Raw genomic sequence first — 15,026 nt, 5'->3', positions numbered from 1 at the left:
CGTCCCGCTCAGCCGGGCACCGGCGGCACGGTGGCGCGTGCGGGGGCCGGCCGCCGGCGCAGCAGCCCGCCCGCGAGCACGCAGACCAGGGCCGCACCGTAGGCGGCCTGCTGGACGTCGGGACCGCCCTCCAGGTAGAGGAGCTGACCGGCGGCGGGGACCGCCAGCCACTCCCAGCGTCCGTCGAGTGCGACCAGCGCCACCACCAGCAGCCCGTACCAGGGGTAGCCCGGCGCGACCACCAGCAGCGCCGAACCGGTGACCAGCAGCGCACCGCCCCAGGGGCGGGCCGGGTCGCCGTACCGCAGCACCCACAGCACCACGGCCGCCAGGACCAGGCCGGCCGCCCAGGGCGCGAGCCGGTCCGGCAGCACCAGCCGCAGCAGGCCGAAACGGTCGATCCGGCTCTGGTCGTAGCCCTCCTCCCGCAGGTAGCCGGGCAGGTATCCCAGCACCCCGGCACCGGAGGCGGCGACATACGGCAGGTAGGCGGCGGCGAACGCAGCGAACGCGGAGCCGGCGAGGGCCAGGTCACGCCCGGTCGGCCGGCGGGACAGGACGCCGGACAGGGCACCGGGCAGGGCCAGCCCCGGCAGCAGCTTGGTGGCGACGGCCGCGCCGAGCAGCGCACCCCCGGCCGCGGCCCGCCGCCGCGCGGCGCAGCCGAGGCCCGCGACCATCAGCAGCGCGCCGAGCGTGTCGACGTGCGCGTCGTTCACCGACCACACCGCGACGCCCGGGCACCAGCCCCACAGCGCCGCCCGCCGGTCGCCGCGTCCGACGAGCACCAGGACACCGGTGGTCGTCACCGCCAGCAGGGCGCCGCCTGCCTGGACGCCGCGCACCCCGCCGCCGAAGGGGTGCACGGCGGTGAACCACACCTCGGCCACCGGCGGGTAGATGGTGTGCACGGCGGGCCGGTTGATGCGGGTGCAGTCGCCGTCCGCCGTACGCCGCTCGTCCCAGCTCGTACACGGCCCGCCGGGCGGGAACAGCCCCGGGTCGCGCAGCCGGGCCAGCGCCGGGTCGTCCGGCGCGTGTGCGTACGGCGAGACACCGGCCGCCTGGACCCTGCCGTCCCAGACGTAGCGGTAGGCGTCGTCGCTGGTGCGCGGCGGCGCGAGCAGGCCGGTCGCGGCGACGGCGACGCTGCCCGCCAGGACGAGCGGCGCGACGTACCGGCCCCGCACCCGCCGCAGCAGGAGGACGGCGAGGGCGAACAGCGCGGCGTCGACGGCGTACCAGCCGTAGAGCGGGGCGCGGTCGGCGAGTGTGCCACCGCCGGTGACGGTACCGCAGAGGGCGGCCACCAGGGCGGCCAGGGCGGCGGCGCAGGGCAGAAGGGTTCGGGTGGGCACCCGCCCACCCTCCCACCGGACGGCGGCGCCCAACCGGAGCGGCAGGCCGCCATTCGGATTCCGTCAGCACGTCGAAGCGCGCCCGGGCGGACCGGGCGCGCTTCGATGAAGCGGTGCGATCGAACTCCTCCGGCGCCCGGCGCCGCTACGACCCGCCGCTGCCCGCCCCGCCGGGTTTCCTGCGCCGCGGTCCGTTCCGTGACGGCGCGTTCGGCTCGCGGCTGCACGAGCCCCGCACCACCGTCGTCCTCGGGCGGTGGCTGGGCGCGGCCGTGCTGGTCTGCTTCCTGACCGGCCTGGCCAGCCATCTGCTCCAGAACCCGCCCTCCTGGCTGGCCGGCCACCTGCCGGCGCGCCCGGTGAACGGCTACCGGGTCACCCAGGGCCTGCATGTGATCGCCGGCCTGGCGGCGATCCCGCTGGCCGGGGCGAAGCTCTGGACGGTCTACCCACGGCTGTTCGAGTGGCCGCCGGCCCGCAGCGTCCTGCACGGGCTGGAGCGGCTCGGCATCGCCGTGCTGGTGGCGGCGACACTGCTGGAGCTGTTCACCGGACTGCTGAACAGTCTGCAGTGGTACCCGTGGCCCTTCCCGTTCCGGCAGACCCACTTCTGGCTGGGCTGGCTGGCCGCCGGCGGGCTGCTGGTGCACATCGCGGTGAAGGCACCGCTGATCGCCCGGCACTGGCTGCGGCCCGCGACCGGTCTGGCGGAGCGCCGGGCCCTGCTCGGCGCGGTGACCCTCGCCGTCGCCGCCGTCACCCTCACCACGGCCGGGCAGACCGTGCCCTGGCTGCGCCGGCTGGTCCTGCTCGCGCCGCGCCGCCCGGACATCGGCTCACAGGGGCTGCCGGTCAACCGCACCGCCGCGCAGGCCGGCACCGTCACCACCCCACCCGACTGGCGGCTGTGGGTGGACGGCCCGCGCCCGTACGAGCTGACCCTCGCCGAGCTGGCGGAACTTCCTCAGTACGAGGCCGAGTTGCCAGTCTCCTGCGTGGAGGGCTGGAGTGCGCTGGCACGCTGGTCCGGCGTCCGGGTGGCCGATCTGGTCGCGCGCTCGGGCGCGCCCGCCGGCTCCGGCGTCCGGGTCACCTCGCTGGAGGCCGAGGGGCCGTACCGGGTCATGGAGATGCCGGCCCAGTACGTCGACGATCCGCTGACCCTGCTGGCCCTGCGGGTCAACGGCGAGGTCCTGGACGCCGACCACGGCTACCCGGCCCGGATCATCGCGCCGAACCGGCCCGGCGTGCTCCAGACCAAGTGGGTCGCCCGGCTGGAGGTGCTCCGATGAGCGGGTGGCTGCGCGGCACCGCGCTGGCGGGCGGCCTCGCCCTGATCGGGTACGGACTGTACGGGATGCTCGGTGACCCGTACATCACCGATCCGCTGAGCGTCCTGGTCTGGGCGGTGGGGGCGCTGGTGCTGCACGACGGGCTCTGGGTGCCGCTGCTCTGCCTGGTGGGCGCCTGCGCCGCGCACGGGCCAGTGCTGCGCGGCTGGCTCGTCGTCGCCGCGGCGCTCACCGCCGTCGGGTTTCCGGCCGTCCTGCGCTCCGGGGACGACCACGGCAATCCGTCGTTGCTGCCGCTGCCGTACCTGCGCAACTGGCTCCTGCTGCTGGCGGCCACCGCCGTGCTCGCGCTGGTCGTCGCGCGGGCCCGGCGGTGGCGGGCCGGTCGGGGCGGGAGCGGAGTCAGTCCCCGGGCACGCCCGGAAGACCGGTCGTGAGGCCGTCCAGCGCGTGCCCGCAGGGACAGTCACGCACGACCGGCAGGCTCTCCAGCGCCTTGAACAGGACGGTGCGCAGCCGCTCGACGTTGCGGGCGAAGACCGCCAGCACCTCGGTGTGGGTGACGCCCTGGCCGCTCTCCACACCGGCGTCGAGATCGGTGACCAGGCTCAGCGAGGTGTAGCAGAGGCCGAGTTCACGGGCGAGGACGGCCTCCGGGTGGCCGGTCATGCCGACCACCGACCAGCCGTTGGCGGTGAACCAGCGCGACTCCGCCCGGGTGGAGAAGCGCGGGCCCTCGATCACCACCAGGGTGCCGCCGTCCACCGGTTCCCAGGCGGCGTCCCGCGCCGCGTCGAGGGCGGCCCGGCGCCCGGCAGGGCAGTACGGGTCGGCCATCGAGACGTGCACGACCTCCGGGACGGCGCCGCCGGGCAGCGGCAGGCCGTCGTAGTACGTCTGGACCCGGCCGGAGGTCCGGTCGACGAACTGGTCCGGGACGAGCAGGGTGCCCGGCCCGTACGCGGGGCGCAGCCCGCCGACGGCGCACGGGCCGAGCACCTGGCGCACGCCGAGCGAGTGCAGCGCCCAGAGGTTGGCGCGGTAGTTGATCGGGTGCGGCGGCAGCCGGTGGCCGCGGCCGTGCCGGGGCAGGAACGCGACACTGCGCCCGGCGACCCGGCCGAGGAAGAGCGAGTCGCTGGGCGGGCCGTACGGGGTGTCGACGCTCAGTTCGGTGACATCGTCGAGGAGCGCGTACAGGCCGGAGCCGCCGATCACCCCCAGCTCCGCGCGCGGAGCCGCTCCGGCCGGAGACTGAATATCCGTCATCTTCGCCACCTGTCCTGGGGAGTTCTGGGATACCTCACTGTCACCCTAGGAGTCCCGCACGACAGGATCGCCCTGCACCGGCCCTACGTTCCACGAACGGCGGTATGCCGCACGCGCGGCACCGCCGGCGTGGCGTCAGTGCGGTCAGTACCGCACGGCCTTGACCACCACGGGGAGCAGGGTGACGTCGGCCGGCTGGGTGCTGAACGCGACCGGCGAGGCCTTGCCCCCGGCGGGGACGTCGTCGGCGCCGACGATCGCGCTGTCCACCGTCTTTCCGCTGGTGTCGGTGAAGTCCACCTGCACGGCGAACGACGCGGCGGAGGTGCCGGTGTTGGCGATGGTGACCACGACGGCGTGCAGGCCACCGGTGCTGGCGCGCGGCAGCCCGGTGAGGGTGACCGCGCCCAGCGCGTTGCCCCCGTCCTCCACCCCGCTCAGCACCGAGGCCGCCTTGGCGTTCGCCTGCGCGCCCTGCGCCGCGACCGAGGCTTCGAAGGAGGCCGCCGCCGCGGAGGAGGACGCCCTCGCCGCCGAAGCGGAGGCGAGGGCCGACTCGACCGTCGAGGCCAGCGCGGACGGCGGCTCACCCGAGAACGCGGACGGGTTGGGTGCGGTGCTCAGCGTGGAGGGTGTCTCCGGGCCTGAGGCGCCGATCGACGGATTGGTCGACGAGCTGCTGCACGCGGCCAGCACGGCCGCGCCTCCGAGCATGGCCAGCAGCGCCCCCCTGCGGTGTGCCGTCCACCGCCGGCGGACGCTCGTACCAGGACGGCTCGGGAGGGTATGGAGTTCACGCACCGAGGATCCCTCTTCTTGTTCGGTGACCGGCGGCGCTTGGGCCCTTACCTCCCCATGCTTGGCAACAACCGCCGCCGCGGCGAAAGCTGCTGACCCGTTCGAGTGCCCGCCCGCCCCCTGCCCGGGACGGCAGCGCACCTCCGTTTCCGGCGGATAACGTTCCGGTTGCATGCACACAACCCGCTCAAACCCCCACCAGCGTGCGCACCGGAGGCACTAGGCTCCCTGCTGGCCGCCCTGGCACCAGCCGAGCGGTGACAACGGTCGACAACCGCACCGACTCCGGCGGCGCGGCCCGGTTTCCCTGGGGGACATTCGTGCAGGACATGGTCAAGGGCTCCAACGTCGGGCTGGCGGCGCTGAGCGACAGCACCGACTCCGTCATAGTGAGCCTTGGCTGGAGCAGCCCCGGCGGCGACGGGGACGCCGACGTCTCGGTGCTGCTTCTGGCCGCGGACGGCAAGGTGCGGAGCAACGCGGACTTCTTCTTCTACAACAACCCGGCGGCCGAGGACGGAAGCGTCCAGCTGCTCGGGCAGACCCCGACGGAGGTCGGCACCGAGGACCGCATCCAGCTCGACCTGACCGCCGTGCCCGCAGGCGTCGAACGGCTGGTGATCGCGGCCAGCCGTCACCAGCGCGCGGCGTTCGGCCAGTTGGACAACCTCCGGCTGGGGCTGGCCGACAGCGCCGGGGAGCAGTTGCTCACCTTCCCCATCGCGGACGCGGACTCCGAGAGCGCGTTCGTCTTCGGCGAGATCTACCGGCGCAACCAGGAGTGGAAGTTCCGCGCCGTCGGGCAGGGATACGACTCGGGACTGGCCGGGCTCGCCACCGACTTCGGCATCGAGATCGACGACGACGAGACCGATGACGGGGTCGGCGAGGGGATCGAGGAAGGGACCGAGGAAGGGACTGACGACGGGGTCGGCGAGCGCACGGGTGACGAGGCGACGGCCCCCGGGGCGCCGCAGCCGTCCGCCGTCGGCGAGGCGCCCGCCGCTCCGGACGGCGCGGGTCCGGCCGCCAAGGTGCTGGTACCGGCCCAGGCCCAGCCGCCGGCCGCCGAGGGGGCGCCCTCCGCACCGGCCGCGCCCAAGCGGCTGCGCACCGCGAGGAAGAAGGTGACCCGGCCCAGGAGCGCCAGGCCGTCGCTGGCCGAGAACGACTCCTGGCGCAGTGCCCGTCTCTTCCCCGCGACCAGCCTCAAGAGCGACCGGGAGCGCGAGGTCCGGGCCACCTCCGTCCTGCTGTCGGTGATGGCACAGGTGCCGGAGTTCGGCCGCCGGCTGACCGCGGCGTTCGGGGCGCCGGCCGGCCGGATGGAGACCTTCGCCGAGGTCTCGCTCCCCCACGGCGACTCCCCCAAGCGCCCCGACGGCGTCATCCGGGTCGATCGCGCCGGGCGGCTCTGGACGGCCCTGCTGGAGAGCAAGACCAACGGCAACCCGCTGAAGGCCGAGCAGGTCCAGGACTACATGGACATCGCCGCCCGGCGCGGCTACGAAGCGGTCATCACCCTCTCCAACGATGTCGCGCTGGAAGGCAGCCCGCTCGTCTCCGTCAAGATCGACGGGCGCCGCAAGCACAAGGTGATGCTCTGCCACCTGTCCTGGGCCGAGGTCGCCTTCCAGGCGAAGATGCTGATCCGTCACGAGGGCCTCACCAATCCGGCGCACGGGTGGCTCCTGGAGGAGCTGCTGCACTACCTCCAGCACGAGAACTCGGGCTGCCACGGCTTCCAGAACATGGGCCCGGCGTGGGTGCCGGTGCGCAACGGCATCGACGACGAGACGCTCACCCAGGGGGACGAGCGCGCCGTCCAGGTCGTCGAGAGCTGGGAGCGGCTCATCCGCCAGGTCTGCCTCCAGCTCGGCGGCGAACTCGGCGTCAAGGTCCAGCCCGTCCAGCGAACCCGCCGCGGCGAGGACCCCCGGGACCGGCGCGCCGCGCTCGCCGACCGGCTCTGCGCGGACGGCCGCCTCAACGCCGAGATCAGGATCGAGGACACCGTCGGCACCGTCACCATCACGGCGGACCTGCGTCTCGGCAAGCTGCGCACCTCGATCGAGATCCCGGCTCCGGAGCAGGGCTACCCGCTGAGCTGGGTCAAGCGACTGGTCCGCCAGCTCGCCGAGGCACCGGCAGACCTGCACGTCGAGACCCTGACGGACGGTGCCGCCGCCGGGCCTCGCGGCACCCTGGAGAAGCTGCGGCCCGAGCCGGGCAATCTGCTGCCGAAGGACTCGTCGAAGATCACCGGGTTCCGGCTCTCCCTCGCGAAGTCGGTGGGAAGCACCCGGGGCAACGCCGAGACCGGCTTCATCCGGGGTGTCGACGCCGCCGTCGAGCGGTTCCACTCGGGTGTGGTCGCCCACCTCGACCACCGGGCGGGCCGTCGGGTGTAGGGGCGAACCGTCAGCAGGGCCGGGGCCGCAGGACGGGCCCCGGCCCTGTCGGCGTTCGGGCGGGAAGGGCGGGAAGGGCGGGGAGGGACAGGGCAGGGCGGGACAGGAGGGGCGGCGGGGGATCGGGTGGGGCAATTCGGAACGTAGGGGAACCAAAGGGGGTCGCGGGCCGACTGGTGGGGGGTGAGTGCGAAGTCGCCGGGTGTCCGGCCGTTGAGTGTGCTGGCGGGGTTCGCCCTGCTGCTGGTGGTGGTGTTCGTGGCGGCCTTCGCCGTGGGGCGGGGGGCCGGACCGGTGTCCCCGGGGCTGACGCCCGGGGGCGGCGGCGGGAAACCCGGGATGAGCGGGCACGACATGGGGGCGGGGAATTGAGTTCCGTCGCGGGTGCGGACGCCGGGGCGCTGGTCAGTACGGATCTGGCGGTCGGCGGGATGACGTGTGCGGCCTGTGTGGGCCGGGTCGAGAAGCGGCTGGCGCGGATCGACGGGGTGACGGCCGGGGTCAACCTCGCCACCGGACGGGCCCGGGTGGTGCACCCCGTCGGCGTGGCCGTCGAGGAACTGGTCGCCGCGGTCGAACGGGCCGGTTACACCGCCGAGTTGGCCTCGGCCGGACAGGTCGGGGACGGCGGGGAGGCGGAGGGCGCCGGGGACCGGTGGCGGCTGCTGGTGACGGCGCTGCTGGCGGTGCCGGTGGTGGTGCTCTCCATGGTGCCGGCACTGCAGTTCCCCGCCTGGCAGTGGGTCTGCTTCGCCCTGGCGGTACCGGTGGTGAGCTGGGGTTCGGCCGGGTTCCACCGGCGGGCCTGGCAGGGCCTGCGGCATGCCGCCGCCACCATGGACACCCTGGTCAGCCTCGGGGTGGTGGCGTCGTTCGGGTGGTCCGCGTATGCGCTGGTGTTCGGCGGGGCCGGGGAGATCGGCATGCGGATGCCGTTCTCGCTGACCGCGGACGGTGGCGGCGCGGCGCACGTCTATCTGGAGGCGGCCGTCGGGGTGCCGCTGTTCGTGCTGGCCGGGCGGCTGCTGGAGGGCCGGGTGCGGCGGCGCAGCGGCTCGGCCCTGCGGGCGCTGGCCGAGCTGGGCGCGAAGGAGGTGTGCGTCCGGGATCCGGAGACCGGGCAGGAACGGCTGCTGCCGATCGAACAGCTCCTGCCCGGGCAGGAGTTCGTGGTGCGGCCGGGCGAGCGGGTGGCGACCGACGGCGTGGTGGTGGACGGCAGTTCGGCCCTCGACCTGAGCCTGCTGACCGGCGAGAGCGTGCCGGTCGAGGCGGCCCCCGGGGACCGGGTGGCGGGCGCGACGGTCAACGTCGGCGGCGCCCTGGTGGTGCGGGCGACGGCGGTCGGCGCGGACACCCAGCTGGCCCGGATCACCGCCCTGGTGGCGGACGCCCAGGCCGGCAAGGCGCGGGCGCAGCGGCTGGCGGACGCGGTGGCCGGGGTCTTCGTGCCGTGTGTGCTGGCGGTGGCGGTCTGTGTGCTGGGCTTCTGGCTGGGTGCGGGCGCCGATCCGCAGGCGGCGGTGACGGCGGCGGTCGCGGTGCTGGTGGTGGCCTGCCCGTGCGCGCTGGGGCTGGCCACGCCGACGGCGCTGCTGGCCGCCACCGGCCGGGGCGCCGAGCTGGGCGTGCTGGTGCGCGGGCCGGAGGTGCTGGAGAGCCTGCGGCGGATCGACACCGTGGTGCTGGACAAGACGGGGACGCTGACGACCGGGCGGATGGAGCTCGCGTCGGTGGTGGTCGCCGAGGGCGCCGGTACGGGCGCGGCCGTTGGTGCGGGTACCGGTACGGGCGCGGGCGCGTCCGGCGCGGTGGACGCGGACCTGGTGCTGCGGCTGGCCGGGGCAGTGGAGCACCGGTCGGAGCATCCGATCGGCCGGGCCGTCGTGGGGGCGGCCCGGGAACTGTGCGGGGCCGACGGCCTGCCGGCGGTGACCGCCTTCGCGGCCACCGCCGGGGTCGGGGTGTCCGGGACGGTCGAGGGCCGGCAGGTACGGGTCGTCCGGCCCGATGACGCCGGCGGCCCGCTGCCGCCCGAGCTGGACGCGGCGCTGGCACAGGCCGGTGAGGCCGGCCGGACGCCGGTGGTCGTCGAGCTGGACGGTCGGGCGGTGGCGGTCCTCGCGATCGGGGACACCCTGCGGTCCGGCAGCTGGCGGGCCCTCCACCGGCTGCGCGGGATGGGTCTGGAGACCGTCCTGCTGACCGGCGACGGCGCGGGCGCGGCCCGGGCCGTCGCGGACGAGCTCGGCATCGAGCGGGTGCATTCCTCGGCCTCGCCGGAACGCAAGGCCGAGGTGGTCGCGGAGCTGCGGGCGGCCGGGCGGACCACGGCGGTGGTCGGCGACGGCGTCAACGACGCGGTGGCACTGGCCTCGGCCGACCTCGGGGTGGCGCTCGCCTCGGGCAGTGACGCCGCGATCGGGGCGGCCGGGCTGACGCTGGTGCGGGGCGACATCGAGGCGGTGGTGGACGCCGTCCGGCTGGCCCGGCGGACGCTGGCCACCATCCGGGCCAACCTGCTCTGGGCCTTCGGTTACAACGTGGTGCTGATTCCGCTGGCGGCCGTCGGGCTGCTGAACCCGATGCTGGCGGCGGTGGCGATGTCGCTGAGTTCACTGCTGGTGGTGGGGAACAGTCTGCGGCTGCGGACCTGGCAGCCGGGGCGCGGCGCCTCGGGCGGGCACGGCGACGGCGATGGTTCGGCGGGGAGCGGCCGGGGGCCGGGCGGGCGGCGCCGTTCTTCGGCGGCGGGGCGGCGGGGTTCGGCGGGTGCGGCGTGGTGAGGACGGTGAGGACGGTGGGGACGGTGGGGACGGCAAAGGCGGCGAGGACGGTGGGGTCGGTGGGAGCCGGACGGCTGCGGACGGGCGAACGGCTGCGGGTGGTCGGGCCGCCGGTGGCCGCGGCGGCGGTGGCACTGGCGCTGCTGTCCGGGTGGACGGCGGTCGGCGGGGCCGGTCGGCAGCGTCCGGTGGAGGCCGGGCCGGGCTGGCTGCTGCTGCCGACGGCCGGCGGGGCCACCGCCACGGCCGCCTTCTTCACGGTGCGCAACCCCGGCGACGTCCCCGATGAACTCGTAGGCGCCAGCTGGGAGTTCGGCGGAAGGATCACGCTGAAGCGGCATCAGCACCAGGGCGCGTCGGGCCGGTGGGAGCCGGTCACCGCGCTGTCCGTACCGGAGCGGGGCGAGCTGGTGATGTCGCCGGAGGACTCCGATCTGATGATCACCAACCCGCCGGCGCTGCGGGCCGGGCAGTGGGTGGAGTTCACGCTCAGCTTCCGCAGCAGCCCGGAGCTGCGGGTCAGGGCCGAGGTCGTACCTCCGGGCGGACGGCCCGCCGGCTGAACCGGCGACGCCCCTGAACGCGGGTCCGCGGGAGGGCGGACCGGCGTTCAGGGGCGTCGTGGTACGGAGTCCCTCGCGGTGCGGAGGCGTCGCGAGGGACGTCGGAGCGGCCGGGCCTCCGGGCTCAGGGGCGGACCGGCTGGTCGAGAATGGACTCGACCGGGCGGCGGGGCGTCGCCGGGCCGGGCGGGCCGTACCCGGTGCGCAGCACCAGCTGGACGTAGCCGGGGCCCTCGGCCGGGTCGCGCAGGCCCCACCGGGTGTCGTCCCACTCGACGGCCTGGTGCCAGACCGTCAGCCGGAGCCCGTGCACGGTCGCCAGCAGCCAGACCCGCTCCAGCGCCTGACCGGTGCGGAGCCAGTCGGCCGGGCCGTCGCCCGGGGTGGTCAGGGTGCAGAGCTGCGGCAGCGCCTCGAAGCGCTGGGACGGCTGGGTGGGCGCGTCACCCCGGTGCGGCGGGCGGCCGGCGAACTCGCGCATCGGGACGCGGGCGTCGTGGTCCAGCGGGCCGAGGGCGGTGAGCGGGATGCCGTCGGTGGCGGCGTCCCGCCTGAGCCAGGCGTGGGTCTCGGCCTGCCGGGCGGGGTCGTGGGCGATCCGGTCCTCGGCCTCCGCCGTGAGCGCCAGCACCCGCCGGACCCCGGCCTCCTCCAGCGGGGCCAGTGCGACGCCCTCGTCGTGCGCGGCGGCGACGAGTTCGCCGAGCACGGCCTCCGGCACGTCCCGGTTGGCGAACGGCTGGCGGCTGGAGTGGCGTTCGGCGATGGCGGGGTAGAGGTCCCGGCCGAACAGCCGCTCGGCGCGTGCTGGTCCGGCGAGGTCGAGGACGGCGAGCAGCTGCGGATCGTCCTCGTCCGGGAGCAGTCGGACGGCCGGCTCGCGGCCGAGCCGGCCGGCGGCCACCCGCAGGTTGAACAGGGCGGCGCCGACGGAGATGTGCAGCGCGGCGCCGTTGGGATCGGCGAGCGGGACGGCGCGACCGGGGTCCGCGCGCACCTCCAGGCCCTGCCCGTCCGGGGTGGGACGGAACCGCCAGGGCTGGCTGTTGTGCAGCGACGGCGCCGCACCACCGGCGGCGGCGAGCAGCCGCAGGTCGGCCGCGGTGAGGGTTGGCTCGGTCATGGTGATCCTCTCCTTGCCTCGGGGGCACGGCCGCCATCGGGAGTCACGCCGCAGTGGCTGGTACTCCCGAGGGTGCTCCCGGCCGATGGGCGGGCGACAGGGTCCAACGGCCCGCTTTCGGCCCGGGCGGTCCGGGCCGGGCGGTCCGGGCCGGGCGGCCGTGCTCGGCGGTGTGGCGGCGCTGCCGGGCCCGTCGGGCCTGTCGGGCCCGCGCCTGCCGTCAGGCGGCGGGTCCGACGGGCGCAGGCCCGGCAGGCGTGGCCCGTCAGGCGTGCGGCACGACGGCGATCGGGGCGTGGGCGTGCTGGAGGACGGCGTGCGCCACCCGGCCGAGCCGCAGGCCGATGTCGTGCGGGCGCCGGCGCCGTCCGACCACCACGAGGTCGGCCGCCTCCGAGGCCTCGACCAGCGAGCGGGCCGCGCCGAGCCGGACCTGCTCGACCAGGACCGTGTCGGGGTACCGGTCACGCCACTCGTCCAGCGCCAGGCTGAGCGTCTTCGCCTCCAGCGCCTGGAGGTTGGCCATCTCGGTCTGCGGCGGGATCCAGCCCGCGTACGCGAACACCGGCGGCATCTCCCAGCCGTGCACCACGCGCAGCCGGGCACCCCGCAGGGCGGCCTCCCGGAAGGCGAAGGCGAGCACGTCCTCGCTCGGGGCGTGGGCGTCGACGCCGACGACCACCTCGGGGGCGGTGCCGGCCTGCTCGCCGGTCCCGGCCTCCTCCCCGGTGCGGGCGCCGGTCGCCGGGGCGGGCCGGACCACCACCACGGGCGCGGCGCAGCGGGCGGCGGCCGCCATGCTCACCGAGCCGACCAGCAGGCCGGTGAAGCCGCCCAGGCCGCGCGAGCCGAGGACCAGCAGACCGGCGTCCTCGGCGGCGGACACCAGCCCGTCCACGGCGGCGTCGAGCACCACGTCGGTCTGGACGGGGAGGCCGGGGTGGCTGCGGCGCACCTCGTCGGCGGTGGCGGCGAGCATCCGCTGGGCGACGGCGGGCAGGTCGTCGGCGTCGGCGAAGGCGGCCCGGCCGTCGGTCAGCCAGGGCCAGGCGTGCACCAGACGCAGCGGGGCGTCCCGGCGCAGTGCTTCGCCGGCGGCCCACTGGGCGGCGGCGGTGCTCTCCGGCGAGCCGTCGACTCCGGCCAGGACGGGTGGCGTCATGAGGGTTCCTCTCACTGGGCGGGGCGGCGCGGGGTGGCGCGGCGGCGGTACCGGGCGGGGCACCCTGACGTGTCGTCCGGTACCACCACCCTGACGGCCCGGCGGGGTGCGCGGCAGAGGCCGCTGGGCCCTCGGGGCAGGGTCGGAGGTCCCGTCCGGGGAGGGAGCCGGGAAGGGTCCGCGGCGGCCGTCGGGTGCGTACATGACGGACCCGGCGTTCCGTGCCGCTGTGGGCGGGCACTAACGTGAATCCGACAATCTTCCTGGTCGGGCGACCGGGGACCGAACCGGACGTACCGGTACAGAGCGACGAGGAGGACGCCGGTGGGCGGCGCGGACGGGACGCGAACGGACGTCGGCGGGGCAGCCGCCATGGACGGCGCGTCCGCGGGAGGCGGCACCCCCACCGACAGCGGGCCCGGCGGTGCCGCGCCCGCTGGGGGTGCGCCCGGCCACGGTGCGCCCCCCGGGGGCGGTTCGGCGCGGATGCCACAGCTGCGCCTGGACGAGCTGCTGGAGGAGCTCCAGTGGCGGATCGACGCGGCGCGCGGCACCCGGGACCGGGTGCACAGCCTGCTGGAGGCGGTGCTGGCGGTCGGGCGCGAGCTGGACCTCTCGCAGGCCCTGCACCGGATCGTCGAGGCCGCCGCCGACCTGGTGGACGCCCGGTACGCGGCACTCGGCGTGATCGGCGCCGACGGGCACACCCTCTCGCAGTTCCTGACGGTCGGTCTGACCAAGGAGGAGACCGACGCGATCGGGCCGCTGCCGTCCGGGCAGGGCATCCTGGGCGAGCTGATCCGCCATCCGCAGCCGCTGCGCTGCCCGGTGCTGTCCGAGCACCCCGCCTCGGTCGGCTTCCCGGCGCGCCACCCGCCGATGCACACCTTCCTCGGGGTGCCGGTGCGGGTGCGCGGCGAGGTGTTCGGCAACCTGTACCTCACCGACAAGCGCGGCGGCCTGGACTTCGACGCCGACGACGAGGCGGTCATCGCGACCCTGGCGGTCGCGGCCGGGGTGGCCATCGACAACGCCCGGCTGTACGAGGAGGCGCAGCGCCAGCAGCGCTGGCTGCGGGCGAGCGCCGAGATCACCCGCAGTCTGCTGTCGGGCGCGCACCGGCTGGAGGTCGTGGAGCTGATCGCGCGCCGGGCGCGGGAGATCGCGGGCGCGGAGCTGGCGGACGTCTCGGTGGCGCTGGCGGGCCCGGACGAGCGGGCGAGCGAGCTGACCGTCGAGGTGGCGCTGGGCGGCGAGCCGACCGCCCGGCTCGGGGTGACGGTGCCGGTGGACGGCACGCTCTCCGGCGCGGCGTACGTGTCCGGCTCGCCGGTGACCAGTGGCGAGCTGGAGTGCGACGCGCGGTTCACGGCCGGGCCGCCCGGGCGGTTCGACGGGCTGGGCCCGGCGGTCGCGGTGCCGCTGGGCACCGGGACGGGCTACGGGCGGGGCGTGCTGCTGCTGGCCCGGGAGGCCGGGCGGCCGCCGTTCAGCGCGGAGGAGACCGGCCCACTGCTGGGCTTCGCCGACCAGGCGGCGCTCGCCCTGGAGCTCGCCGAACGGCGGCGCGACGCCGAGCAGTTGACGCTGCTGGAGGACCGCGACCGGATCGCCCGGGACCTGCACGACCTGGCCATCCAGCGGCTCTTCGCGACCGGCATGACGCTGCAGAGCGCGGGCCGGCTGATCGAGAGCCCGACCGCGGCCGACCGGGTCAGCCGGGCGGTCGCGGACCTGGACGAGACGATCAAGATCATCCGCTCGACGATCTTCGGGCTGCGCGCCCACAACGAGCCCGACCGGGGGCTGCGGGCCCGCGCCACCCGGGCCGTGGGCGAGGCGCAGGCGACGCTGGGGTTCGCTCCCCGGCTCAGCATGGAGGGCCTGCTCGACACGGACGTGCCGCAGGAACTCGCCGAACACCTGATGGCCGTCCTCGGCGAGGCCCTCAGCAACGCGGCGCGGCATGCGCGGGCGAGCCGGGTGGAGGTCGCGCTGCGGGCGCTCGGCGGCCGGGTGACGCTCACGGTCACGGACGACGGCGTGGGCGTGCCGGAGGGCGGGCGGCGCAGCGGCCTGCGGAACCTCGCCGAGCGGGCGGAGCGCGCGGGCGGCAGCTTCGAGCTCCAGGCGGCGGAGGGCGGCGGTACCCGGGTGGTGTGGGAGGCACCGCTGGGGGCCTGAGGCGGGCGGGTGCGAGCCGCGGGTGCGCGCGGTTCGCGACGGTCCGGTGGACGCGGGGGGCCGGGGCGGACAAGAGTGGA

At 75.8% G+C, this 15,026-nt stretch carries 11 protein-coding genes; 6 read left to right on the top strand and 5 right to left on the bottom strand.

What is annotated here, in order from left to right:
* Positions 1 to 8: 8 nt before the first annotated feature.
* Positions 9 to 1,358 (bottom strand): hypothetical protein, encoded by a 1,350-nt coding sequence (locus ACIP82_RS22085; protein ID WP_400655401.1) that lies wholly within the window; start codon positions 1,356 to 1,358, stop codon positions 9 to 11.
* Positions 1,359 to 1,516: 158 nt separating this feature from the next.
* Here ACIP82_RS22085 and ACIP82_RS22080 point away from each other — a divergent pair, with 158 nt between their 5' ends.
* Together ACIP82_RS22080 and ACIP82_RS22075 are read left to right on the top strand one after the other, a co-directional pair.
* Entirely contained in the window at positions 1,517 to 2,650 is a 1,134-nt protein-coding gene (locus tag ACIP82_RS22080; protein WP_400655533.1) for a molybdopterin-dependent oxidoreductase, read from the top strand.
* The gene (locus ACIP82_RS22075) at positions 2,647 to 3,087 is read left to right on the top strand and encodes a hypothetical protein (protein WP_400655399.1); all 441 of its coding nucleotides are present in this window, start codon (positions 2,647 to 2,649) and stop codon (positions 3,085 to 3,087) included. The genes ACIP82_RS22080 and ACIP82_RS22075 overlap by 4 nt, the downstream gene beginning before the upstream one ends.
* Here ACIP82_RS22075 and ACIP82_RS22070 read toward each other — a convergent pair.
* Positions 3,053 to 3,919 carry an S-methyl-5'-thioadenosine phosphorylase gene (locus tag ACIP82_RS22070; RefSeq protein WP_400655396.1) on the bottom strand — a complete coding sequence of 289 codons (867 nt, stop codon included), beginning with the start codon at positions 3,917 to 3,919 and terminating at the stop codon, positions 3,053 to 3,055. The genes ACIP82_RS22075 and ACIP82_RS22070 overlap by 35 nt on opposite strands.
* Positions 3,920 to 4,063: 144 nt before the next feature.
* Complete coding sequence (locus ACIP82_RS22065) at positions 4,064 to 4,720, bottom strand: hypothetical protein (RefSeq protein ID WP_363609919.1); 657 nt, start codon at positions 4,718 to 4,720, stop codon at positions 4,064 to 4,066.
* A 326-nt stretch (positions 4,721 to 5,046) separates the two neighbouring features.
* Here ACIP82_RS22065 and ACIP82_RS22060 point away from each other — a divergent pair, with 326 nt between their 5' ends.
* The 3 genes from ACIP82_RS22060 (at position 5,047) to ACIP82_RS22050 (ending at position 10,477) form a co-directional block, all read left to right on the top strand.
* On the top strand, positions 5,047 to 7,128 hold the full coding sequence (locus ACIP82_RS22060; RefSeq protein WP_400655531.1) for a TerD family protein: 2,082 nt from the start codon (positions 5,047 to 5,049) through the stop codon (positions 7,126 to 7,128).
* A gap of 368 nt (positions 7,129 to 7,496) precedes the next feature.
* Entirely contained in the window at positions 7,497 to 9,914 is a 2,418-nt protein-coding gene (locus ACIP82_RS22055; protein WP_363609917.1) for a heavy metal translocating P-type ATPase, read from the top strand.
* Positions 9,915 to 9,973: 59 nt separating this feature from the next.
* Positions 9,974 to 10,477, top strand: a complete 504-nt coding sequence (locus ACIP82_RS22050) for a copper chaperone PCu(A)C (protein WP_363609915.1) — start codon at positions 9,974 to 9,976, stop codon at positions 10,475 to 10,477.
* 124 nt (positions 10,478 to 10,601) lie between these two features.
* On the opposite strand, the gene ACIP82_RS22045 is transcribed toward ACIP82_RS22050, so the two are convergent.
* Positions 10,602 to 11,600, bottom strand: coding sequence for an Acg family FMN-binding oxidoreductase (locus ACIP82_RS22045; RefSeq protein WP_363609913.1), 999 nt, complete (start codon positions 11,598 to 11,600; stop codon positions 10,602 to 10,604).
* A gap of 265 nt (positions 11,601 to 11,865) precedes the next feature.
* Entirely contained in the window at positions 11,866 to 12,762 is an 897-nt protein-coding gene (locus ACIP82_RS22040; protein ID WP_363609911.1) for a universal stress protein, read from the bottom strand.
* A 486-nt stretch (positions 12,763 to 13,248) separates the two neighbouring features.
* Here ACIP82_RS22040 and ACIP82_RS22035 point away from each other — a divergent pair, with 486 nt between their 5' ends.
* Positions 13,249 to 14,946: a GAF domain-containing protein gene (locus tag ACIP82_RS22035; RefSeq protein WP_400655390.1), complete on the top strand. Its 1,698-nt coding sequence runs from the start codon at positions 13,249 to 13,251 to the stop codon at positions 14,944 to 14,946.
* Positions 14,947 to 15,026 lie beyond the last annotated feature (80 nt).

Source organism: Kitasatospora sp. NPDC088548, assembly GCF_044753005.1.
Taxonomy (GTDB): domain Bacteria; phylum Actinomycetota; class Actinomycetes; order Streptomycetales; family Streptomycetaceae; genus Kitasatospora.
The sequence above is the reverse complement of the archived record's forward strand: the minus strand, read 5'-3'. Positions and strand labels throughout refer to the sequence as shown.

What these genes read in the sequence shown, in the direction of transcription:
- ACIP82_RS22075 (WP_400655399.1), top strand. Translation starts at nt 2,647, where the DNA reads ATGAGCGGGTGGCTGCGCGGCACCGCGCTGGCGGGCGGCCTCGCCCTG.
- ACIP82_RS22070 (WP_400655396.1), bottom strand. Translation starts at nt 3,919, where the DNA reads ATGACGGATATTCAGTCTCCGGCCGGAGCGGCTCCGCGCGCGGAGCTG.
- ACIP82_RS22060 (WP_400655531.1), top strand. Translation starts at nt 5,047, where the DNA reads ATGGTCAAGGGCTCCAACGTCGGGCTGGCGGCGCTGAGCGACAGCACC.
- ACIP82_RS22045 (WP_363609913.1), bottom strand. Translation starts at nt 11,600, where the DNA reads ATGACCGAGCCAACCCTCACCGCGGCCGACCTGCGGCTGCTCGCCGCC.
- ACIP82_RS22040 (WP_363609911.1), bottom strand. Translation starts at nt 12,762, where the DNA reads ATGACGCCACCCGTCCTGGCCGGAGTCGACGGCTCGCCGGAGAGCACC.
- ACIP82_RS22035 (WP_400655390.1), top strand. Translation starts at nt 13,249, where the DNA reads ATGCCACAGCTGCGCCTGGACGAGCTGCTGGAGGAGCTCCAGTGGCGG.